Genomic DNA, 23794 nt, shown 5'->3' with positions numbered 1-23794 from the left:
ATTAATAAGCAAATGGGCTAATCAATGAAAATGAGCCCTACCAAATTAAGGTAATAAAATGAACCAACGTTTACAACGCTTATCCGATCAAATTCAGCGTGAGCTTGCTGTTCTTATTCGCGATGAAGTTAATGACCCGCGTTTGACTGGTTTTGTCACTATTTCTAGTGTCAAGGTTAGCCCAGATCTAGGATATGCCGATGTCTATGTCACTATCATGGAGCCTGGGCTTAATGATGCAATGACCAAGACGAATCACGAAGAGAGCGTTACCGTACTGAACAACGCAGCGGGTTTCTTACGTACTGAGCTCAGTCATAGTTTAAAGACACGTACTACACCGCGCTTGCGTTTTCATTATGATGAAGTGACCGCTCGTGGTAATTATATGATGGATCTGATTAGCCAGGCCGTCACTAAGACAGAACAAAATGAGAATGACGAGTAATTTTATATTATGTCTATATCATCCAAGCAATGCGATAAAATAAAAGTCTCAGGGGTTATCTTAGTAGATAAACCCAAAGGTATGACCTCACAGCAAGTGGTGTCAAAGGTGAAATATTTATTTAAATCACCGAATCATGACAGCAAAAAAGCGGGGCATACGGGTACGCTTGATCCAATGGCAACGGGTCTATTGCCGATATGCATGGGTGAAGCAACGAAGTTCAGTCATTATCAGCTTGATGCTGACAAATCCTATGAAGCCGTTATTTTGCTTGGTGGTCAGACCGATACTGGCGATGCAGATGGCAAAATCGTTGAGCAAGCAGCTATTCCAACTTTCGGTACTGCACTATTAGAGCAAGTTGCTCAGCAATTTTCAGGCGCTCAGCAGCAGATACCTCCAATGTATTCTGCACTAAAAAAAGACGGTAAAAAACTCTATGAATATGCCCGTGCTGGTATAGAAGTAGAGCGAGCCTCTAGAGATATTGTGATTAAGGCGATTGATTTAAAAGCAATTGATCACGAGCAAATCCAATTGACAGTGACTTGTACTAAAGGTACGTATGTACGTGTTCTTGGTGAAGATATTGCTAAAGCACTAGGTACATTAGGTCATCTGACAGCATTGCGACGTACGCAAGTGGGTGATTTTAACATTGATAATGCGATTGCCTTGCCGGATTTAGAAGCGCTAGCGTTGGATAGTCGACAAGGGCAGCTGATGCCAGTGGATGCTTGTGTCAATATTGACGCCGAAATGATATTGACGACTGAACAGTGTACTCGTATACATATGGGGCAACGTCTAAATGTGTTTGAGCAACTGACAGATGATATCAGAACGTATATAGCAGGCAATATTGACAGCGAATCATTGGAAAATAACGAAGTAGCTGTTAATGTTAATCAGCAATTTATTTCTGAAACAGATGATAGCGAGCAGCTTACTGATACGAAGCCATTAAAGCATGAAATACCTGTGGATATTCGCTTGATAAACGAAGACGGTCAGTTTTTAGGTTTAGGTGCAGTCAGTCTGAATGGTCGATTACAGCCAAAAAAATTAATTCAGCGTTAGTTTTATTCTTGTTAAATAAGTCGCGATAAAGCCTTTTTGGCTTACTAACAGTTTACATTAATCACATATCCTCACATTTTATTGCAGGTTTCACCTATGGTGGAACCTGTTTTTTTTGTACATTAGATATGTCAGCTAGGGAAAGCCAGACGAAATAATTAATATAATAAAATGACAAAAAAAAGTAAGAAAAACAAAAAGCAGGCTAATAATAAAAACTTACAATAATAAAAAACTAGTATGGAATAGTTCTAACAAGGAAGGTTTTACGGCCCAAGGCTCGACGCTCAATAAAAACAAAAGGCACTAATAACAAGAAAAATAGGCAAATCAATAATAAATTTTCTTATATAAAATCACAAATATAAAGATAGGAAGTATTATGAAAACTATTGCTTTTTTACTACACAATAACTTTGAACAAGCAGAGTACGAAGAGGTTAATAACCAACTGAAAGACAAAGGTTACAAGACAGTTCTTATTACTACTAACGAAGATAAAGAAGTCCAAGCGATGAAGCAAGATGTCGATAAAGGTGATACTTTCACTGCTGATATCTTTACAAATGAAGCCAGTGTTACTGAGTATGATGCATTAGTGCTACCAGGCGGTACTGTGAATGCAGATACCATCCGAGGCAATAAAGAAGCTCATAGAATAATTAATGCTATCAATGATGCGAATAAGCCGTTGGCTGTTATCTGTCATGCACCTTGGATACTCATTAACACAGGTATCGCTAAGGGTAAAACATTGACTGCTTATCCTACGCTCCAGACAGATTTAGAAAATGCTGGCGCAAATTATGTAGATAAAACAGTACAAGTTGATGGCAATCTTATCACCTCGCGTAATCCAGATGATATAACCAATTTTGTTGATGCTATAGATAAAGCACTATTTTAGAGTTCTTGCTATCTAATCGTCAAACAAGCATCAAAATACTTTAATCATTCATAACCATAACTAAGGAAAATATTATGTCAAATTCTAACCCAAACGATACTAAGCTTGAGCAACAACGTTCTGATGCAGCGACTGCAGCGCTCAAAGACCAGACTGAAAACAATCATGCAGCAGATACTGAAGCAGCTGCAGACCGTATTGCTGATAATGTAGAAAGTACGAAAGAAAGCAAATAATTTGTCCAATGTGTTTTCCAGAGTAGAGCCATACTAATGTATTTATAGTTTGCACGTTTCAGTATCAATGAGTGCAATCGCAGTTAGTCCAAAAAAATAATAATTCAGGAGCTAATATGAGTAATTCATCAAACAGTATGGACGAGCAAGAAAAAGAGATTGAAAAGCTTGCAGAAGAGATTAATCCTAGCGAACATAGTACTCCAGCTAGCTTAGCGGAAGTCACTACAGCGGCACCGCTCGGAGATGACCAGCTTGGTGGTAATGCTACTGAGAGCGATATCAAAAAATAAATAGCACTATCAGATGGCTCAGTTTGTAAATGACTAGAGTTTGTAAATGACTAGAGTTTGTAAATGACTAGAGTTTGTAAATGACTAGAGTTTGTAAATGACTAGGTTTGATGTTTTCGATAGAAGCTAATTTAGCCGTAAAACTAATGTGAAAAACTGCTGCGAGTTCAGCAGTTTTTTGTTATAATCAGCGTCACATTTAAATTTAGTTTAGATGGGATATTGTATCCAGTAGACTATTCAAAACGGATGGCTATATTAGATACTGTCTCATAGCAGCTTCATATAAATGATCGTTATAATTAATTGAGCTTGTCGTACACTAGGTCAACTCTAGTAATGCAGGGTTGTCCTGAATGACGTGCAAGTTACTTTATTTACTATTCTACTGCTTTTAAAACGACTCAAATTCGAGTGTATTTTTAAGCTTTTAGCATTGCCGGAGATATTTATGCTAACTAATACTGATCGCGAACAAATCATTGCTCAATACCAACGTGGCGAAAGCGACACTGGTTCACCAGAAGTTCAAGTAGCTTTATTAAGTGCTCGTATCAACGATCTACAGAACCATTTTAAAGCGCATAAAGCGGATCATCATAGCCGTCGCGGTCTTATCCGTATGGTTAACACCCGTCGTAAATTGCTTGATTACCTAAAAGGTAAAGATCTTGGTCGTTATACCACCCTTATTAGCCAGTTAGGTCTACGTCGTTAATCTAGCGACAACAGTGCGAGTGGCTGCCAAATTAAAAAGTGCCCGTATGTGGCATTACTTTAAAGGTTTTGCTAAGCCGCTTAGCATTTGCTCGCTAATATCGATAAAATAGATTTTTCTAAAAACGGTGTGGAATAGTTTCACGCCGTTTTTTTATGCTTATCAGTATGGGCTATTAAGAGTTGTTGTCTTAACTGATATAGCCATCTGAGAGTAAGTAATAAATAGCTGATTAGCGATAACATTGATGGTTTAATCACAACTGAAGTGCGAACTGGCAGGATACGTGCCGTTTTGCAATTCATTGGTCAATGACTATAAATCACTGTAAAATAATGCCTAGGAAGTTTTATCATATGGCTGCTAGTTATATAGCGATTATTTACAGAGTGATTGGCTGTAGTCTAGCCACTATAAATATAAATACTTAAAGAACACAGAAAATATCATGTATGGTAGTTTTGATCACTGATGCCTTTTGTATGAAGGCCTTTGATAGTATTTATAGTACAACCAAATTTGAACGACCAAATATACGTAAGCGTACGATGTCTATCATAGACATATATATGAGATAAATAGGTAGCGATATTGACCCTAATTGACATCATCCTACAACAGGAGCCTTGTCAATAAACGGCTATATACAAAGAATTTTAATGACAGATATCAGATTTTTATAGCGCTGATATTATTTTTGTCAGTCAACATTAGGAATATTATATGACAATGTTTAACACTATTAAGCGTGAATTCCAATACGGTAACCAGCAAGTTGTTATCGAAACTGGTCGCGTAGCACGTCAGGCAAACTCTATTTTAGTTCACATGGGCGGCGTTACTGTACTAGTCGCAGCAGTCGTAAAATCAGAAGCCAAAGCAGGTCAAAACTTCTTTCCGCTAACGGTAAACTACCAAGAAAAAATGTATGCAGCGGGTAAAATTCCGGGTGCTTATGGCAAACGTGAAGGCCGTGCGAGCGAGTTTGAGACTTTAACTTCGCGCTTAATCGATCGTCCGATTCGTCCGCTATTTCCTGAAGGCTATGTTAACGAAATTCAGATCACAGCGACAGTCGTTTCATCAGATAAAACTCAATCAGCTGATATCGCTGCACTAATCGGTGCTTCAGCGGCATTGGCTATTTCTGATGCGCCATTCAATGGTCCAGTTGCAGCAGCACGTGTTGGTTTTATCAACGGTGAATACGTACTGAACCCAACCATTGAGCAGCTCAAAGAGAGCGATCTTGATTTGGTTGTGGCTGGTACTAAGTCTGCAGTATTGATGGTTGAGTCTGAAGCCGCAGAGCTTTCAGAAGATCAGATGCTAGGCGCAGTATTATACGGTCATCAACAACAGCAAATCGTTATTGACAACATTGCGTCAATGGCAGAAGAGATCGGTACTGCTAAGCAACAGTATAGTGCTCCTGAACGCGATCAAGCGCTTACAAGCAGCATGAAAGAGCAGTTCGGTGAGCAAGTTGCAGATGCTTACACTACCACAGACAAGCAAGAACGTTACGCTAAGCTTGACGAAATCAAGCAGTCAATTATTGATTCGCTTGCTGGTGATGCTGAGTCAGAAAGTTATGCTGATACAGTAACTGAGCTTAAAGAAATCTATAACGACCTTAAGTATCGCACGGTTCGTGACAATATTTTGTCAGGTAAACCACGTATTGATGGTCGTGATCTTGAGACCGTTCGCGCGCTTGACGTACAAGTTGGTGTACTGCCATTCACGCATGGTTCAGCACTATTCACTCGTGGTGAGACGCAAGCATTGGTTACGACCACATTGGGTAACAGTCGTGACGTCAACATGATTGACTCGCTAGGTGGCACTATCCGTGACCATTTCATGCTGCATTACAACTTCCCGCATTTCTCAGTAGGTGAAACGGGTCGTGAAGGTATTCCAAAACGTCGTGAAATCGGTCATGGCCGTTTAGCACGTCGCGGTGTACAAGCAATGCTTCCAGATAGCGAACGCTTCCCATATGTCATCCGTGTGGTATCAGAGATTACTGAATCAAACGGTTCATCTTCTATGGCATCTGTTTGTGGTGCAAGTTTGGCATTGATGGATGCAGGCGTACCATTAAAAGCACCAGTTGCTGGTATTGCGATGGGTCTGGTCAAAGAAGGCGAGCGTTTCGCTGTACTATCAGACATCTTAGGTGATGAAGATCATCTTGGCGATATGGACTTTAAAGTTGCTGGTTCTAAAGATGGTATTACTGCGCTGCAGATGGATATCAAAATCGAAGGTATTACACCTGATATCATGGAGCAAGCGCTTAAGCAAGCCCATGCTGGTCGTATCCATATCCTAGATGCGATGAATAAAGTATTGCCAGAGAGCCGTACTGAAATCAACGCTCATGCACCTAACTATGCGGTTATCGAAATCAATCCGGACAAAATCCGTGACGTAATCGGTAAAGGCGGCGCGATGATTCGTCAGCTAACTGAAGAAACTGGCGCCGTTATCGATATCGATGATGGTGGCACGATTCGTATCTTTGGTGAAAACAAAGCAGCGACTAAAGCCGCTATTGGTAAAATCGAAGCATTGACTGCTGAAGTTGAAGTCGGTAAAACTTATGAAGGTACAGTTGCTCGTATTGTTGACTTCGGTGCATTCGTTAACGTATTGCCAAACACTGATGGTCTAGTACATATCTCACAAATCGCAGAAGAGCGCGTAGAAAATGTATCAGATTACTTGAAAGAAGGTCAGATCGTTAAGGTCTTCGTTCAAGACGTTGATAACCGTGGTCGCATTAAGCTGACTATGAAAGGTATTGAGCAGAACTAATTTTTAACAATTGGTTTGGTTTAATTTAGTACAAAAAAAACCGCTTTGAGCTACTCTTCATGAGTATTCAAGGCGGTTTTTTTATGGATATTATTCTTAGATTATATAATATTGGACGAGGTTATAACGTTGAACGAGCAAGGATGAGCTTTTCACTCACTGAGGCTCACCACTGCTAATAATGGTGCTTTTTGGTGCTATCTTGTCTTAACCATTTCGGCTTATTCCATTTTAAAATTCAATATTTTTAGGCACATGTACGTCGATACGTAACTTAGGCAGATCTTGTAATTTCTCAATCAGTAACGGCAAAATATCAGCATCCCAATCTAAAGGAAGTGATTGCCCTGAACTTCGTGTTTCAGGGTCGTTATTCCGTACACTATTATGTATAAGCGGACGTGCAAGTAGGGCAATTCTACGGATACCTTGATAGCGTATCAAAGGTATGAGCTGCTGTTGACAGTCTGTTACTGCTTCTGTCAACCAACGCATGCGTACCGGGTGATAAGGATGATCTGATATAACAAGGTTGGCGATATAGCTTGGTTGATTGCCATTACTGCTTATGCCCAGTCCAGCTTGCTCAAGTGCACGCTTATGGAGCATACAACTACCCACATTTAAACTACCATCACGGCACGCGCGATAGTAACGTTGATAATTATCAGGAAATAAAGTTTTAGATTTTGTGAGTACAGGATCTAGAAGAATACCTGCCGTATTAACTGGCAGAATAAGTAGTTGTGCGCTACTCGTGAGAATAGGGGCCTGGGTTAATTGTAGAGTCGCCATTGCCAGCCCCTTTATAATAAATATAAATTTATTTGACCTCAGTCTTAACAGTACCACTCGCTTCTAGTTGAGCTATCTGTTGCTCAACCAATGTAATTTGCTCTGCTTTCATGTCAGCCAACTGCTTATTCATAGCAAGTTGTTCAGCCAGTAACTTCTCTTGCTCAACTAAGCGGTTGGTTTCGTCATTGAGACGATCGCTCTCTTCTTTGGCCAAACTGTCAGTTTCTGGTAAAGGCGCGCTCAAAATAGCATCAGGATCAAGCGATTGATTATTTGAAGATACAGGTACATTTGTATCTTCCAAATCGCTCGTCACACTATTAAGTGGCGTAGAAATAGACTCTGTCGCTTCAATTTGTTTTGTGACTGGTAGAGATGTGCTTGTATCAGACAAAGCACTTTTCCAAATCAAGTAACCAATAAATAGCGTTGCTAATATCAATGCTAGCAACCATTTTTTCCAAGATTTAGTAGAATTTTCTTCTGATAGTTTAGTTGATAAAGGACGCATATTTTGGCTTTTCATATTGTAGTCGATTTATGTTAGAAATATAGATAGCCATACTATAGCAAACTCAAAATAAAAAGCCTATCTATTGATAGATAGGCCAGTAGCGATTAGGACTTGACGCGTAATATCAGATAATTAGGATTTGAACTTCACTGTACCACTTGTACCCGTGACCATTGCATCACGAGCCAGTTGATCCTCGAGATGGTTTTTGGCACTGATCGCATCAGGGTCAGGGCGATGCTCTGCGTGCCCACACAAAGTACACTCGATGTATTCATCAGGTGCTGGAGTCACGATATTCACCTGTACTACCGCGTCTATCGCTTGGCATTTTGGACAGCGAACGCCTGCTAAAAACCGACGTTTAGGGCTTGATGATTGGTAACGCATTTAAATCGCCTCGTGAGTCGTTTGAGCATTGGCAGCGTTGATATTTTTAGAGCTATCAAAACCACTATGACGTAATAAAGCATCGATGCTGGCACTACGACCACGGAAGTTCTCAAAATTGGTTTTGGCTGGAAAACTGCCACCAACGGACAGGATAGACTCGCGGAAAGATTTACCTGTGGCTGAGTTAAAAATACCGTCTTCCTCAAACTTACTAAAGGCATCTGCAGATAACAGCTCAGCCCATTTATAAGAGTAATAGCCAGCCGCATAACCACCTGCGAAGATATGGCTGAATCCGTTAGCAAAGCGGTTATAATCAGGCGTTTGCATGATAGAGATATCGCTACGTACTTTGTTTAGCGTTGCTAAAACACCATCATAATCAAGTGCTGGCGAATGCCCATGAATCAATAAATCAAACAGGGCGAATTCGATTTGACGCAGTGTTTGCATGCCGCTTTGGAAGTTTTTGACAGCCAATAGTGCATCGAGTTTGTCTTTAGGCAACGGCTCTCCGGTCTCAACATGACTGCTAATCAGTGCGATACCTTCCGCATCCCATGCCCAGTTTTCCATAAACTGGCTTGGTAGTTCAACTGCATCCCACTCGACGCCATTGACACCAGCGACATCACCGACAGTCACTTGGGTTAGTAGATGATGTAAGCCGTGACCGAACTCATGGAATAATGTCAATACTTCGTCATGAGTCAATAAGCTTGGCTTGCCCGCAAGTGCAGGCGTGAAATTGCCGACCATAAAGCAAACAGGCAGCTGTTGGTGATCTTGCTCATCATAAGTATAACGCGACTGGAAACCACTCATCCAAGCACCGCCTCGCTTACCACTGCGTGCAAATAAATCGAAGTAGAAGCCGCCAAGTAAATGGTCGTCAGCATCAAACAACTGATAAAAACGCACATCTTCATGCCAGCGTGACACAGATTCACTTTTCTCTTGAACTTTTATGCCGTACAAGCGCTCAACAATGGCAAATAAACCATCAATCACTTTTGGTAATGGGAAGTAAGGTCGTATTTCCTCTTGTGACAAGCTAAATTCGCTTTGCTTTACTTTTTCAGCGATATAGGCGCTGTCCCATGATTGCAGGTCATCGATACTATGGTTCTTCGCGTATTTCTGTAGTTGTGCTAAGTCCTGCTTAGCAGTAGGCGTTGCTTGCTCTGCTAGGTCACGTAAGAAGGCTTCAACTTCCGCTACGTTGTCAGCCATTTTGGTCGATAGTGAGACTTCTGCATAATTATCGAAACCTAGTAGTTTTGCTTTTTGCTCACGCAAGCTTAGAATTTGACTCATGATATCAGCATTGTTTAGCGACTCACCTTTAGCATTGGTATGCTTATCAAATTCAGATGCACGGGTAACGTAAGCACGGTACATAGTCTCACGCAAATCGCGATTATCAGCATGGGTCATGATAGCGAGATAGACAGGAATGTTTAAACTTGCCACATAATAAGGCGTTGGTAGCGTCTCAATATCAGCTTGCGTGAGCACATCGCTGGCAAGCTGACGGGCTTTGTATTGCTCACCTGCATCTGCCAATAATGCCAAACCACTTTCGGTCAAACCTGCTAACTGTTCTTTTTGTAAAGGCAGTGCAAATGCTTGTGTGGCATCTAAAACATGGTCAGAGAAGGTTGCCGATAAGGTGGATAGTTTGCTTTGAATGGCCGCAAACTTTTCTTGTTCAGCTTTAGGTAGTGCAACTCCTGATAACTCAAAGCTTCTTAGAGCAAGCTCAATGGCACGTGATCTCGCAGGCTCAAGCGTCGCAAAAAATACTGTGTCATTCACGATCGTTTGATAACGATTAAATAGTGGCTGATGTTGTCCTACACGAGTGCCATAAGCTGATAGTTTAGGCAGTAGTTCATGATGTACATGACGAATTTCATCATTACTCATCACACTGTTAAGATGCGATAGGATACCCCAACTGCGATCTAGCGCGAGATTGATATGATCAAAAGTCATCACATCCTCTAGGGCGGAAGTACTATTATCTATGGTATCTGTCATCGCATCTAAAAATGCATTGGCATTATCGATAGCATCGATAACTTGGCTTTGTAACATACTCGGCGTAGCAGTAGCAAAATCGACAAGCCGTAAGTCTGAAGAAATAGATGTCATAAAGGTATCCGATATTAGTGAATGAATTATTATTAATTAAGTGTGATGTGATAAAAATATTAATTAACCAAAAATGCAGTGCGTTGGCTTTTTAGTATCTTACAGTTTTATAGGTAGGTTATATAAAAGATGGGTTCGATTGATAGAAATACAACCTGAGTACTCATAATATAGAGGGTAAAGGAATGTCGTCGTTGATATACAGAGGATATGGAACAAAAAGCCTCAATGTCTATGGTGATAGAAATCTTTCTATTTACAAAGAACCATCATTTGATTGCAAATTAGTCGTATAGATAGGGTGACCTTACTGTTAGCATCAAAGTAATAGCACAAAAAAATAATCGTTAATGCGTTGATACCCAAGGTATTAAGGTTCTATGTAAGGTATTAAGATTCTATGTATTAAATATCGACTACATAGACTGATATGAAAGTATGTACGGCCTCGAAAGAAAAGTAATAGAACATTAGGGCGTGTCTTCATTTTAAAAATGGTGATAAAAATGAGATAAATTGCCGTCAAACAAGGAAAATGGCGCAGATAATATCGAGATATTGACCAGCTATTTGACGCCATTTGGCAAGATTTAGCCATTTTTAACCCATTTAAATAACTATCGATTGAATTGAGGACACGCCCTAATCAAAGAGGATATGATTAAATTTCCTGACACATGAAAGCAGGCATTTATAAGGCCTCGATTTTTTATCAGTTTTAAAAGCGTACATTGCATAAGTGGTTAGTTATTAATAACTGACACCTAGAAAATCTACAACGTTAAGAGTAAATGATAATAAAACAAGGAGCAATATATGAAAGCAACTCTCAAAAGCTTACGCGAGACCAATGCTAATCCTGCGGTCAGTATTTTTGTCAAGACTCATCGTGAGCATCCTGCCAATGATCAAGATCCAATCGCCCTAAAAAACCAATTAAAAGTAGTCGAAGAACGCTTAACCAATGAATACGACAAGCGTATAGCGACCACGATTCTAGATAATATTCATGCCAAAACCAAAGAGCTAAATCATAACTTAAATCTCGATACTTTAGCTATTTTTGCCAGTACTGAAGATGTGCAAGTGATTCGTATGCCGATCGATACCACTGAGCGCGTTATGATTTCACATCGTTTTGCGACTCGAGATTTGGTGCGTGATATGGCAAGTGCGGTTCATTATTATACGGTAGTGCTAACCCGTGATGGTGCACGTTTAATCGAAGCATCTAATGATCGAGTCATTAGAGAGTTAGGTAAAGACGACGATGTGCAAAACAATATGGATAATATCCCGTTCCCAATCGAAAATAATGGCCTGTATACAACAGGAGATGGCGGCACAGATCGCTCGTCGAACAATGAGAGCAGCTATTTAAAAGAGTTCTTTAACCAAGTAGATAAGAGTGTGCAAGAGCTATGGGGCGAGCATAAAATGCCGCTCGTGGTCGTGGGCGATGCCAAAAATATCGGCTATTATAAAGAAGTATGCGACCGTCCAGATAACATCATTGCCACAGTATCAAATGCAACCAACTTAGAAGATGGCCATGCCCAGCATATCATCGACAGTGTACAAGAAGCAGTAGAAGGCTATCGTACGTCGCTACATCAAGCAGCCATGGGTGAGATTGATAAAGCTCGCGGTGCCAATATGTTACAAACTGACCTACAAGAAATCTATCGTAGCGCGTTCCAAGGGGTGGGTGAGACACTTTACGTGCGCCGCCGATATATCCAGTCTGCTAAAATTGATGAGCAAGCGCAAACATTGAGTATCGTAGATGATGCTACCACCGAAGGTGTCACTGATGATGCAGTAGGCGAAATCATTGAGCATGTCATTCACAATGGTGGTAAAGCGGTATTCTTACCAGAAGAAATCATGGGTGCAGATCAACCGATTGCTTTGGTAACCCGTTACTGATTTGCTAAGACACTCCATCAATGAGAGTTATGTATGAATTAGCCATTGATGGCGGATAGGTATAACATGGAAGCATTGGTTCTATACGAATCAATGCTTTTTTATGTTGATGTGTGTTTGACCCCACATTACTAAATATTTTTGCGATAAATTTTGAAGAAGCACTATCAATCCTTACTTTATAAATACTAAGTCTATGACTAATAAAATGAAAACTACGACCTCTTTTGTTCTAACCAGCTATAACATTCATAAAGGTATGTCGCCATTAAATCGACAAGTCAAAATGCAAGGTATTGCCCAAGCACTTGATATCGTTGGTTCCGACATACTATGTCTGCAAGAAGTGCAAGGTCAAAACCTGAAGCGAAACCTGCAATACAATGAATATCCTGATCAATCACAGCATGAGTGGTTCGGTGAGTATTTACAGCTACAGAATAGCTATGGCAAAAACTCAGAGTACGAGAATGGTCATCATGGCAATGCCGTATTGAGCCGTTTTCCTTTAGATCCAAAACACAATGTTAATATTACCGTCAATAAGCTAGAGCAGCGCGGCGTGTTGCATTGTGAAGTACAGCCGATAGGTTGGGAGAGACCGGTTGTGGTGCTGTGCGCGCATTTGAACTTGTTTGAGCGTGATCGTATCAAGCAATACGAAGCCATTACTAACTATATATGTCATGAAATTTCTGATGATCAGCCCCTGATTTTGGCAGGTGATTTTAATGATTGGAAAAAAATGTCCTGCGATAAGCTGGCCACTAGTCTAGGGATGACGGAAGCCTTTAAACACTGCCATGGTAAGCTGTTGCCAACATTCCCAGCCAAGTTACCTGTACTCAGTCTAGATCGCATTTATGTGCGAAATCTAAAGATAAAGGATGCGTGGGTACACACTGGTAAGCCTTGGTCGACGCTGTCGGATCATCTGCCAATCAGTGCAGAGTTGTCGCTGTTGTAAAATACATCTAAATCCGTTATAAAGTAGTCGTCAGTATGTTTTGAAATTAACGTTTTATTAAAACAATACCAATCAAAATAGTGGGTGCAAAAAACGCCCGATAATATATAAGGATATATAACGATGTCTAATAGCCAACTACTAACGACCCAACATGCTGTACTCATCAATGAGTTCGGTACACCTGAAGTGATGATTTACCAAGACAATGTCGCTGTGCCTGTATTAGAAAATAACCAAGTATTAGTCAAAGTCGCTTATGCTGGTATCAACCCTGTCGATTATAAAACACGTCAAGGAAAAGGTTGGGGTGCTGCCGCTATCCAAAAAGAAAAATTCGATAATAATGAGTCAGCTATTTTAGGTTTCGATGTATCAGGTGTGGTGGTCGATAGTAATAGCGAGCATTTCAGTATTGGCGATCAAGTTGCTGCGCTGACTTTCAATGGTGGTGGTTATGCTGAGTATGTCGCAGTCGATGCCCAGCTACTGGCAAAAGTGCCAGAATCAGTGACATTGGAGCAAGCAGGTGCATTGCCTTGTATCGGACAGACGGCGATACAGTTTGTAGAGTTTGCAGATATTAAAGACGGTGAGCATGTGGTGATCAATGCTCCAGCAGGCGGCGTCGGACATTTATTGATTCAATTACTAATGAATAAAGTGGCGCAAGATAATATCAAGGTGACGGTAATTTGCTCACCAGAAAAATACGCCCAGCTTGATGAATTGATAGATGTATCTAAGCTGACTGGCTGGATTGATTATACTGAGGATGAGGCATTCCCTGAGCTGCAAGCGGATGTGCTACTAGATTTAGTCGGTAATGAAGCAGGTATGCGAGCGCTTGATGTCATGAAGTCTGAAGGTGATGTCTATGTATTACCAACGATTTGGGTTGATAAGCTTAAAGAAGCAGGCAGCCAAAAGAACTTAAATGTGGCAGGTTATAAGTCGCAGCGTAGTGGTGAGGACATGGCTCGAGTTTTACAGCTTGTTGCAGATGGTGCGTTGACGTTACGTATTCAGCAAACTTATCCATTGTCTGACGTGGTTGCGGCTCACCATGAGCTACAAAAAGGCGATGCTTTCGGCAAGATTGTTTTGAAAGTAAGCTAAGACACGCTCTAGACTATATTTAATCTAATGAGAGAGTATTTGTCGAAACGTTAGGCTGATACGTCCCGCTGCAACGGTTTTGGTTTTTGTAATGGTGTGTTTCCAAAATTTTTGCGTATCACCATGCATGACGATTAACTGACCTGACTCAAGATGAAGCTCGACTTTATCTTGGGTTTTTTTATGCTTTAAGATAAATTTGCGTGTGGCACCAAGAGAGAGTGAAGCAATAATTGGCTGAGCACCCAATTCCTTTTCATCATCTGCATGATAGCCCATACCATCAGTACCAGACGGATAATAATTGAGTAAACAAGAATTAAAAGTAGTATCGATGCCAATACTTGATAGCTGTTGCTCGATGTATTGTTTCACGTGAAACACAGAGTCTGTCCATGGAGTGGCATAGCGTGATTGTCCAGAGTAGTGGTAAGTAGTATTGCTTTCACCCATCCAAACGATTTGACGTGTGGTGATATGAGTCTGTCCAAACAATGTCACGATATCAGATTGCCAAGGTAACTCATTTAATAAGCGATCATACAAAGTGTCGCAGTTCTCAACAACAACACCGAAGTCGTTCACATTACCATTATAAGGCAATAGATTGTCAGTCGGTGCAGGGGAGAAGAGGTCAGTCATAAATACGCTTACTTGCTACTTTGATAGTTCTCATTGATGATTTGAGCACATAATTCAGGTGCTTCCATCGGCAACAGATGACCATATTCTGATAGGGATATTATACGGTTGTCCGGTACGAATTTGCGCCACTGCTTACGCACTTTGTCATTGATAAACAAAGTGGGCTTGCCAGTAATCAACGTATAAGGACATTTAAGCTGCTTGAGTGCGCTATCAATATGAGGGGCGCCAAAATAATTGGCGAGCTCTTGCTCGGGCGCGAATATCAAGGTATAGCTGCCATCAGGATTTTTGATTAAGCTTTGCTCAGCGAATATCCGTAAGTGTGCATCACTGATACGTCGATAGGCACGTTGCTCGCGTAAACTCTCATAATAATCATCGATATTTGACCAGATAGATTGTTTGACTAGCGTGCTCTTAAAAGGCTCACGGTTCAGCAGAAGCTTACGTGGCAATAGGTTATATAGTCTGGCTTGTCTTTTAGTAAACGTCACAGGCTCTATTAAATATAGCTGTGAAAACAGTTCCGGGCGTTTGGCCGCCGCGATTGCAGTGGAAGTTGCTCCTTGCGAATGGCCAATACCAACGACAGGCTTGTCTTGTGTTCTTTCTAGGAATTCAATAAGTATCTCGGCATCTTGTTCGCGCGTTAGACGACGACGTTGCGGTTTGTCGTACCAGTAGCCGCGTAAGGCTAGGGATTTGATGTCAAAGTTAGTTGCCAAAGCACCTAGTAGTGGTAGATAGGTGCCAACAGTGAAGCTATTGCCACCATAAAAGTGTGCCGGTACACGTGAGGCAGTGTTTGATGGTACCGACGGAGCAAGCCGACTAAGATTATAGTAGCGCGCTTGTTTTCCACTAATATTAATACTTTTTGCAAATGCTTTCATAAGGTAAACACCTCCTTGTGTCTGATTTTTAATGAGAATTAACCACTTTTAGCCTATTGAGATGACTATCGAGTGAATTGAAGACACGCCCTAGCTGTCTTCACCTAAGAAGCCACCACTTTGACGATGCCATAACCGTGCATAGACACCGTGTAGAGCCAATAGCTCATCATGACTGCCTTGCTCGATAATTCGACCTTTATCCATGACGACCAGTCGATCAAGTGCGGCAATGGTAGAGAGACGATGAGCAATGGCAATGACTGTTTTGCCAGTCATAATGTCATTCAGGCTTTCGGTAATGGCAAATTCAATCTCAGAGTCAAGTGCACTGGTTGCTTCGTCCAATAGTAAAATCGGCGCGTTTTTTAGCATAACACGTGAGATGGCAATACGTTGACGTTGTCCGCCAGAGAGTTTGACACCACGTTCACCGACTTGGGTATCAAGACCAACATTGCCTTTATCATCATATAAGTCTTTGATGAAGTCCCAAGCTTGGGCTTGCTTGGTAGCCGTAATGATTTCTTCATCGGTTGCATCAGGACGGCCGTAAGCGATGTTTTCGCGTACGGTACGATGTAATAAAGAGGTGTCTTGGGTGACCATGCCGATTTGTTGGCGTAGAGACTCTTGAGTAACCGCATCAATCGCCTGACCATCGATCAGGATTTTACCGCTATCAACATCAAAAAAGCGTAATAGTAAATTTACCAACGTTGATTTACCTGCACCAGAGCGGCCAACCAAACCTATCTTTTCACCTGGCGCGATGTCCAAATAAAAGTTATCGAGAAGTTTGATAGTAGAGGTTGCTGGTAACTTTGCTTCGTCTATATTTTGGCTTTCGATATTATCGGCACTGTTATTACTTTCATAGCTAAAATCTACGTCATCGAACACGATACGACCTTTAGATACATCTAGGGCGGGCGCGCTTGGCTGATCGACAATGGTTTGTGGGGCTGATAATGTGCGCATGCCATCTTGTACCGTACCGATACTTTCAAATAAACTGGCAGTTTGCCACATAATCCAACGTGTCAGACCATTCAAACGTAGTGCCATCGCCGTTGCAGCAGCAAATGCGCCCACACCGACGTCTCCTTGCTGCCATAGATATAGACCAATACCAGCAGTACTACTGACCAAAATAACACTGATAAGATGAGTCGAGACTTCTAGATAGCTGACCCAGCGCATCTGTGCATGGACAGTGCCTAGAAACTGCCCCATGGCATTCTTAGCATAACCTAGCTCCCGGCGTGAATGACTAAATAGCTTGACGGTCATGATATTGGCATAAGCATCAGTGATCCGTCCAACCATCAATGCACGGGCATCTGCCTGAACAATGGCAGTGTGTTTTAATTTAGGAATAAAGTACCAAATGCTCAGGGCAACCAAGACGAACCAGATGATAAATGGAATTAATAGTAAGCTGTCTAAGTTGAATAAAATAATACCCGAGGTAATAAAGTAGACAGAGACATACATAAACATGTCGGTAACGGTCATCACGGTATCACGCACGGCTAGTGCCGTTTGCATTACTTTAGCTGAGACACGCCCTGAAAATTCATCCTGATAAAACTGCATTGACTGCCCAAGCATACGCTGATGAAAACGCCAGCGCATTTGCATTGGGAACACGCCTTGCAAGGTCTGAAAATGAATGAACGATGATAAGGCAATCCATAATGGGCTGACTATCATGACTGCTAGCATCATCAGCAGCATATCGCCTTTTTCTAACCATAAATTCTGCGGTGTATATACGCCAAGCCAGTCGACGATATTACCAATCCAAGCAAACAGCATCGCTTCATAGATACCAATACCTGCTGACAACAGCATAAATAGCAGTAGCCAACCGCGTAGACCTTTGGTACACACCCACAGAAATTTAAGCATGCCATCACGAGGTGAGGGTAGCGGCATAGGGGAATCAGGGAAGGCAGGCAGGCGAGTTTCAAAAAAGCGAAATAGAGTATTCATAGGTAGTCATAAAACATCAATAGCAGTACGCCAAAATCAACGGTATCACTCGTTGTTTTGAATCGTTACTTTAGTTATTAGGATTGCTCGCTATTTTAGCAAACTTCACAATTAGACCTGCATGCTAATTGTAATTTGAACGGTATAGGTCAATTAGGGCGTGTCCTCAATTCAATCGATAGTCATCTAAATGGGTTAAAAATGGCTAAATCTTGCCAAACAGCGTCAAATAGCTGACTAATATCTCGATATTATCTGCGCTATTTTCCTTGTTTGACTGCGATTTATCTCATTTTCATCCCCATTTTTAAAATGAGGACACGCCCTAGTTATTAGGTCTTGTCCTCAATTCAATTGATAGCTACGCAAAAATATTTTGTTACATGTTATTATTCTACTCTTTTCGGCAGCTCAAATTTCATATGCAAACTTTCTGGTTTTTGAATTTGCTATTTTTTTGAACTTTCTGATTTTTTGAAAAGTCATCACGCAAAAATAGTCGTTTAACAAGGTAAAAACTCATGGTGTATTTAACGATAGCGGTGTTTTGTAGCGTCGCTGTTTCAGTGTTATTAAAGATTTTACGGCAAAAAAACATAGATATACGTCAGACCATCGTTGCTGGTTATCCAGTGGCTTGTTTATTAACTTGGCTTTTGCTAAAACCAGATATAAGCGGGATGAGTACCCTTGGTAGCGCATGGGGTGTGATTGGCGCTCTCGGTATAATGCTACCTGCTGTGTTCATTATCCTTGGTCGGACAATCGAAGCAGTGGGTATGGTCGCGACCGATGCAGCACAGCGTCTATCATTAATTATTCCTATCGTGGCCTCTTTCTTATTGTTTGGTGAGCTGATCACGGGTACGCATATATTGGGATTGGCGTTAGGATTTCTGGCATTAGCAGCTTTGGTCTATCGTCCACAGCATGCTGAGATTAGTCAGCACGCTAAACGTACTCCACTTTGGTTGTTTGGCGTATGGGCGGGCTATGGCATCATTGATATCTTATTCAAGCAGGTTGCCAAACAAGGCACTGCTTTTCCACTCACGCTATTTGTCAGTTTTGGGTTAGCAGGTTTATTACTGCTGATTTATTTACTGGTTACTCGCGTGCGCTGGCAAGGAAATGCGCTTGCGGCAGGACTGTTATTAGGTACGCTTAATATGGGTAATATCTATGCCTATGTACGGGCCCATCAAGTAATGCATGACTCTCCCAGTATCGTCTTTACTGGTATGAATGTTGGCGTTATCGCAGTCGCCACTTTGATTGGTGTTGGGGTTTTTAAAGAGCATCTTAATCGTATTAATGTATTAGGTTTATTATTAGCGATTTGTTGTGTGGCGCTACTGTTTTTAGCATAAAAAGTTATTCTAAAGACGTGAGTGTGATGACGACTTTATGAAAGCGTTAACCGATCAGATATAGGCGTAAAGAGCGTCCTATGTTAAGGTTGTCTACAAACAGCAAGGCTGATATAAGTTGACAAAAAGCAGTTGGTTTTGTGACACTTGACCTCAATCAATAAAAATAGGATGCACTCTTAATGGAATACGAAAAACAATTACAGTGCGTAAAAACCAGTTCAGGTTTCATCGCAGCACTTGACCAAAGTGGCGGTAGCACACCAAAGGCGCTAGAAAACTATGGTGTCACAAGTGATGATTATGACAATGACGAAGCTATGTTCGACTTAGTCCATGAGATGCGTGCCCGTATGATGACTTGCACCGCTTTTGATAACGAGCGTGTCCTTGGCGCGATTTTATTTGAAGATACCATGGAGCGTGAGGTCAATGGCAAATCAACGGCTAACTATCTATGGGAAGATAAGAATATCGTGCCATTTTTAAAAGTGGATAAAGGGTTGGCTGAGCAAATGAATGGTGTGCAAGTTATGAAGCCAATGCCGAACTTAGACCTATTATTAGACAAAGCAAAAAATTATCCCGTCTTTGGTACTAAAATGCGCTCAGTAATCTATGAGCCAAATGTCGATGGTATCGAGCTAGTCGTGCAGCAGCAATTTGATGTCGCAAAGCAGATCATCTCAAAAGGTTTGATGCCCATTGTTGAGCCTGAAGTAGATATCAATAGTAGCAAAAAGCATGAGTGCGAAGTTATATTGAAGACTAGTATTTTGCATAATCTGGAGCGTTTGAACGATGAGCAGAAAGTCATGCTCAAACTGACATTACCAGAGGAATCTGGTTTTTATCAAGAACTGATTGATCATCCAAAAGTATTGAAAGTCGTGGCATTGTCGGGTGGTTATAGCCGTACCGATGCTTGTAATAAGCTTAAGCAAAACCCAGGTATGATTGCGAGCTTTTCACGTGCCTTTACTGAAGGTTTGAGTAAGCAACAGAGTGATGAAGCATTTACCAGTGTCATTGATGCGTCAATCGAAGAGATTTATGAGGCGTCGAAGGGTTAAAGTTAAAGATTGAAAGCGAATTTGTAATCCCAGTAAATGTCATGTTTACTGGGATTTTTTTATAGTTTTTATTATCAATGAATAGTAAACTTGTGTTTATTTTTAATAAAGCTTGGAGATATTGTGTTTCGACTTACTATCATAGGGTTGTTGTTACTAAGTTGGACTGTTTCTAGCCAAGCTATGGAACCAGTCACCTATTCAGGAACTTGGGCAAGTGCTGCTTATTTCAATAAGAGTATTGATGTCATATCAGAGTCGGTCGACATCGACGTTATAGAAGATACTAATAATGATAGTTATACGGTAACCTATGAGCTATATAACAATCGTGAAGGTCTGCAATTCCCATTAGTGTTTGAGGTGTTCGATGGTTTGGATAGTTTGAGCAAAGTGGTGATTTCGAAATCTCTATAGATGGTCAATCAGTGCCTGTTGAGGTACTTGCCGAAGATGATACGGTGCTTGATACGGCTGACTTTTATTACTCGCCTACAGATACAGACGGTCAAACGTTTAGAGCAGAGTCTAAATATATCAACGTAGATTTATCACAAGGGTTGCACACTGTCATAGCTACTTATGATGCCCATCCACACTATTATGGTAGTGATTGGACGGCAAGACATACCTATTCATATAGCTTAAAGCCTATGCAGCAGAGTGATACACAGAGCCAGCTATTTCAAGGTTCAACGGTCACTCTAAATTTTGATGGTGATACTGACCATGTCACTGTCAATATCGATAATGAAGAAGCGGCATTATCGGTGAATCAACCATTATATTTCAACGATAATCTTGCGAAAGAGACTGATTTTATTATTCAGAAACCACTGAGTCCATTGGCTAAGGTTTTAACGGCAGCCTCGCCATTTATAGCTTTCATTGCGTTGTTTGCGCTAGGTATATTACATTTACTCATGATGAGTCGACGTGAAGAAACTCAGCCTGAGAATCGTTGGGTCGTTATACTGACCGGCGGATTCCTAGTCCCTTTTCTTAGTTTGATAGCCTACTATATCTTTCTACTGGTAACGGACATAGTCATTGGTAAAGGTGCAACGGGAGAAAGTCGAGCTTTATTCTCTATTTGGGTCCTGCCATTAGGTTATATGGTGTTGACACCTATCTATCTGGTGATTAGCTTTGTGGCATTTATAGAGATTAAAAGGAAGAATATAAAAAAAGCTTGAACCCAGTGGTTGGATTCAAGCTTTTTAAGTTAATCAGTTTCTAGTAAGTAAAGCGCTACACCTCTTTATACAACTGACGTCCTTCACTATTATACTTTTCGGTCATCTCCGCCATGCCTTGACGAATTTCCTCAGCACTGGCTTCACCAACTTGATGAACCAGCTCAGTATCCACGTCTTAAATCAGATGAAGAGCATCCGTAAAGTTACCCGTTTAAGACGTGACTTTTTGATTAGTGGCATCTTTATTCAGCCCCGCCGCATAATCCCGTACGTTTTGAGTGATTTTCATCGAGCAAAACTTAGGGCCACACATCGAGCAAAAGTGGGCAACTTTGTGAGCGTCTTTTGGCAACGTTTCGTCATGGAACTCACGTGCCGTATCTGGGTCAAGCGCTAGATTAAATTGATCGTCCCAGCGGAATTCAAAACGGGCTTTAGATAATGCATTATCACGAGATTGCGCACCTGGATGACCTTTAGCAAGATCAGCAGCGTGAGCCGCGATTTTGTAAGTAATGATGCCGTCTTTAACATCCTTTTTATTGGGTAGACCCAAATGCTCTTTTGGTGTGACATAGCAGAGCATGGCTGTACCAAACCAGCCAATCATCGCAGCCCCTATAGCACTGGTGATATGGTCATAGCCCGGCGCGATATCTGTCGTTAATGGCCCCAAAGTATAAAATGGCGCGTCAGCACACAGCTCAAGTTGCAAATCCATATTTTCTTTAATACGGTTCATTGCCACATGCCCAGGTCCTTCAACCATCACCTGCACATCATGCTCCCATGCCACTTTGGTCAGCTCACCCAAGGTTCTGAGTTCGCTAAATTGCGCTTCGTCATTGGCATCTTGCAAGCAACCTGGGCGCAGACCATCACCCAAACTAAAGGCCACATCATAGGCTTTCATAATCTCGCAGATGTCTTCAAAGTGCGTGTACAAGAAGCTTTCTTGTTGATGCACCATGCACCACTGCGCCATGATAGAGCCGCCGCGCGATACAATGCCTGTTAGACGTCCGGCAGTCATTGGCACATAATCTAACAGCACACCTGCATGAATGGTGAAGTAATCCACCCCTTGCTCAGCTTGCTCGATCAACGTATCACGGAAGATTTCCCACGTCAGGTCTTCTGCCACGCCGTCGACTTTTTCTAATGCTTGATAAATTGGTACGGTGCCAATCGGTACTGGCGAGTTACGAATCAACCATTCACGGGTTTCGTGAATATGGTTGCCAGTAGATAAATCCATGATGTTATCCGCACCCCAACGCGTGGCCCATGTCATTTTAGACACTTCTTCATCGATAGAAGAACCTAGTGCTGAATTACCGATATTGGCGTTGATTTTCACCAAAAAATTGCGTCCGATAATCATCGGTTCAGATTCTGGATGGTTGATGTTGTTTGGAATAATCGCGCGACCTGCCGCTACTTCGCTACGCACAAATTCAGGGGTGATAACCGTCGGCGTGTTAGCACCAAAGTTCTCACCATCGTGCTGACGCATATCGGTCAGCTCATGCTGTTTTTGTGTTTCGCGAATGGCGATGTACTCCATCTCTGGGGTGATAATACCGCGACGTGCGTAGTACATTTGCGTGACGTTGCCAGCTTTGCCATCGACCTCTTTGGCACGGCGAGGTTTATCAATATGAGCAAATCTAAGGTTGGCAGTACTGATATCGCGGGCGCGTGCCAGTCCGTATGAACTAGACAATCCGCTTAATTGTTCGGTATCCCCACGCTCAGCAATCCAGCCTTCACGTAGTTTCGGCAAGCCTTTTGTCAAATCAATCTCGACATTGGGATCGGTATAAACACCTGATGTGTCATAGACATAAAATGGTGGGTTCTGCTCCCACTCACCTTCAGAAACGCCCTGTATAGGAGTAGGGTCAAGGGTGATTTCGCGCATGGGCACTTGAATATCAGGGCGTGAGCCTTCGATATAAACTTTACGAGAGGCGGGAAGTATCCGGTGCAAATCGCGGGCATCTTCTTCGAAGCGAGCATCACTTGCTGTGCGATGAGCAGGCGTTTTTAGCGCGTCTGCTTTTTTATCGGCTTTACTGTTGGTCGTTTGAGCTGGCTCTGAAGTCAGAAGAGTATTGTCAGCTGGGATATGGGTCTTTGCTGCTTGTACATTAGAAGTCGTCATATGCTGTCCTAGCGTGTTGGTTTTTGAATAAAATCAACACCGCCAGTAGCTGCGGGGG

Annotated in this window: 22 protein-coding genes; 14 read left to right on the top strand and 8 right to left on the bottom strand. The window is 41.7% G+C overall.

The window, feature by feature from the left end; translation table 11 throughout:
• The first annotated feature begins 58 nt into the window (after nt 1-58).
• The 7 genes from AAEY75_RS04965 to pnp all read left to right on the top strand — a co-directional run bounded on the left by AAEY75_RS04965 (nt 59) and on the right by pnp (nt 6511).
• On the top strand, nt 59-448 hold the full coding sequence (locus tag AAEY75_RS04965) for a ribosome-binding factor A (protein WP_197215501.1): 390 nt from the start codon (nt 59-61) through the stop codon (nt 446-448).
• 9 nt (nt 449-457) lie between these two features.
• A complete protein-coding gene (truB, locus tag AAEY75_RS04960) occupies nt 458-1531 on the top strand; it encodes a tRNA pseudouridine(55) synthase TruB (RefSeq protein WP_197215502.1) in 1074 nt (357 codons plus the stop codon).
• A gap of 382 nt (nt 1532-1913) precedes the next feature.
• Entirely contained in the window at nt 1914-2438 is a 525-nt protein-coding gene (locus AAEY75_RS04955; RefSeq protein ID WP_197215503.1) for a type 1 glutamine amidotransferase domain-containing protein, read from the top strand.
• A 74-nt stretch (nt 2439-2512) separates the two neighbouring features.
• Nucleotides 2513-2674 (top strand): hypothetical protein, encoded by a 162-nt coding sequence (locus AAEY75_RS04950; RefSeq protein ID WP_197215504.1) that lies wholly within the window; start codon nt 2513-2515, stop codon nt 2672-2674.
• 116 nt (nt 2675-2790) lie between these two features.
• Nucleotides 2791-2967 carry a hypothetical protein gene (locus AAEY75_RS04945; RefSeq protein ID WP_197215506.1) on the top strand — a complete coding sequence of 59 codons (177 nt, stop codon included), beginning with the start codon at nt 2791-2793 and terminating at the stop codon, nt 2965-2967.
• A gap of 451 nt (nt 2968-3418) precedes the next feature.
• The gene (rpsO, locus tag AAEY75_RS04940; protein WP_110922066.1) at nt 3419-3685 is read left to right on the top strand and encodes a 30S ribosomal protein S15; all 267 of its coding nucleotides are present in this window, start codon (nt 3419-3421) and stop codon (nt 3683-3685) included.
• A gap of 723 nt (nt 3686-4408) precedes the next feature.
• Nucleotides 4409-6511, top strand: a complete 2103-nt coding sequence (gene pnp, locus AAEY75_RS04935; RefSeq protein ID WP_197215508.1) for a polyribonucleotide nucleotidyltransferase — start codon at nt 4409-4411, stop codon at nt 6509-6511.
• A 231-nt stretch (nt 6512-6742) separates the two neighbouring features.
• On the opposite strand, the gene AAEY75_RS04930 is transcribed toward pnp, so the two are convergent.
• The 4 genes from AAEY75_RS04930 to AAEY75_RS04915 all read right to left on the bottom strand — a co-directional run bounded on the left by AAEY75_RS04930 (nt 6743) and on the right by AAEY75_RS04915 (nt 10373).
• A complete protein-coding gene (locus AAEY75_RS04930; protein ID WP_352258797.1) occupies nt 6743-7306 on the bottom strand; it encodes a hypothetical protein in 564 nt (187 codons plus the stop codon).
• Between the two features lie 28 nt (nt 7307-7334).
• Entirely contained in the window at nt 7335-7835 is a 501-nt protein-coding gene (locus AAEY75_RS04925; RefSeq protein ID WP_352258795.1) for a hypothetical protein, read from the bottom strand.
• Between the two features lie 120 nt (nt 7836-7955).
• Nucleotides 7956-8213 carry a YheV family putative metal-binding protein gene (locus AAEY75_RS04920; protein WP_110922062.1) on the bottom strand — a complete coding sequence of 86 codons (258 nt, stop codon included), beginning with the start codon at nt 8211-8213 and terminating at the stop codon, nt 7956-7958.
• Nucleotides 8214-10373, bottom strand: a complete 2160-nt coding sequence (locus AAEY75_RS04915) for a M3 family metallopeptidase (RefSeq protein ID WP_352258791.1) — start codon at nt 10371-10373, stop codon at nt 8214-8216.
• 816 nt (nt 10374-11189) lie between these two features.
• Here AAEY75_RS04915 and AAEY75_RS04910 point away from each other — a divergent pair.
• The 3 genes from AAEY75_RS04910 to AAEY75_RS04900 all read left to right on the top strand — a co-directional run bounded on the left by AAEY75_RS04910 (nt 11190) and on the right by AAEY75_RS04900 (nt 14388).
• Nucleotides 11190-12302 (top strand): AOC03_06830 family ribosome hibernation factor, encoded by a 1113-nt coding sequence (locus AAEY75_RS04910; RefSeq protein WP_197099593.1) that lies wholly within the window; start codon nt 11190-11192, stop codon nt 12300-12302.
• Nucleotides 12303-12510: 208 nt separating this feature from the next.
• Nucleotides 12511-13269: an endonuclease/exonuclease/phosphatase family protein gene (locus AAEY75_RS04905; RefSeq protein WP_197099595.1), complete on the top strand. Its 759-nt coding sequence runs from the start codon at nt 12511-12513 to the stop codon at nt 13267-13269.
• Nucleotides 13270-13392: 123 nt separating this feature from the next.
• On the top strand, nt 13393-14388 hold the full coding sequence (locus AAEY75_RS04900) for an NADP-dependent oxidoreductase (protein WP_197215516.1): 996 nt from the start codon (nt 13393-13395) through the stop codon (nt 14386-14388).
• Between the two features lie 24 nt (nt 14389-14412).
• On the opposite strand, the gene AAEY75_RS04895 is transcribed toward AAEY75_RS04900, so the two are convergent.
• The 3 genes from AAEY75_RS04895 to AAEY75_RS04885 all read right to left on the bottom strand — a co-directional run bounded on the left by AAEY75_RS04895 (nt 14413) and on the right by AAEY75_RS04885 (nt 17927).
• The gene (locus AAEY75_RS04895) at nt 14413-15030 is read right to left on the bottom strand and encodes an alpha-ketoglutarate-dependent dioxygenase AlkB family protein (protein WP_197215518.1); all 618 of its coding nucleotides are present in this window, start codon (nt 15028-15030) and stop codon (nt 14413-14415) included.
• Nucleotides 15031-15038: 8 nt separating this feature from the next.
• Entirely contained in the window at nt 15039-15929 is an 891-nt protein-coding gene (locus AAEY75_RS04890) for an alpha/beta fold hydrolase (protein WP_197215520.1), read from the bottom strand.
• A gap of 90 nt (nt 15930-16019) precedes the next feature.
• Nucleotides 16020-17927 (bottom strand): ABC transporter ATP-binding protein, encoded by a 1908-nt coding sequence (locus tag AAEY75_RS04885; RefSeq protein ID WP_352258787.1) that lies wholly within the window; start codon nt 17925-17927, stop codon nt 16020-16022.
• Nucleotides 17928-18448: 521 nt separating this feature from the next.
• On the opposite strand from AAEY75_RS04885, the gene AAEY75_RS04880 reads away from it, so the two are divergent.
• The 4 genes from AAEY75_RS04880 to AAEY75_RS04865 all read left to right on the top strand — a co-directional run bounded on the left by AAEY75_RS04880 (nt 18449) and on the right by AAEY75_RS04865 (nt 21566).
• Complete coding sequence (locus tag AAEY75_RS04880; protein ID WP_197099601.1) at nt 18449-19297, top strand: EamA/RhaT family transporter; 849 nt, start codon at nt 18449-18451, stop codon at nt 19295-19297.
• A gap of 182 nt (nt 19298-19479) precedes the next feature.
• The gene (locus tag AAEY75_RS04875) at nt 19480-20370 is read left to right on the top strand and encodes a fructose bisphosphate aldolase (RefSeq protein WP_352258785.1); all 891 of its coding nucleotides are present in this window, start codon (nt 19480-19482) and stop codon (nt 20368-20370) included.
• A gap of 123 nt (nt 20371-20493) precedes the next feature.
• A complete protein-coding gene (locus AAEY75_RS04870) occupies nt 20494-20787 on the top strand; it encodes a hypothetical protein (RefSeq protein WP_197215526.1) in 294 nt (97 codons plus the stop codon).
• An 11-nt stretch (nt 20788-20798) separates the two neighbouring features.
• Nucleotides 20799-21566 (top strand): hypothetical protein, encoded by a 768-nt coding sequence (locus AAEY75_RS04865; protein WP_352258783.1) that lies wholly within the window; start codon nt 20799-20801, stop codon nt 21564-21566.
• Between the two features lie 214 nt (nt 21567-21780).
• Here AAEY75_RS04865 and thiC read toward each other — a convergent pair whose 3' ends face one another.
• The gene (gene thiC / locus AAEY75_RS04860) at nt 21781-23736 is read right to left on the bottom strand and encodes a phosphomethylpyrimidine synthase ThiC (RefSeq protein ID WP_227681253.1); all 1956 of its coding nucleotides are present in this window, start codon (nt 23734-23736) and stop codon (nt 21781-21783) included.
• Nucleotides 23737-23794: the final 58 nt, after the last annotated feature.

This window comes from Psychrobacter sp. TB55-MNA-CIBAN-0194, from assembly GCF_040309505.1.
Classification (GTDB): Bacteria; Pseudomonadota; Gammaproteobacteria; order Pseudomonadales; family Moraxellaceae; genus Psychrobacter; species Psychrobacter fozii.
The sequence above is the reverse complement of the archived record's forward strand: the minus strand, read 5'-3'. Positions and strand labels throughout refer to the sequence as shown.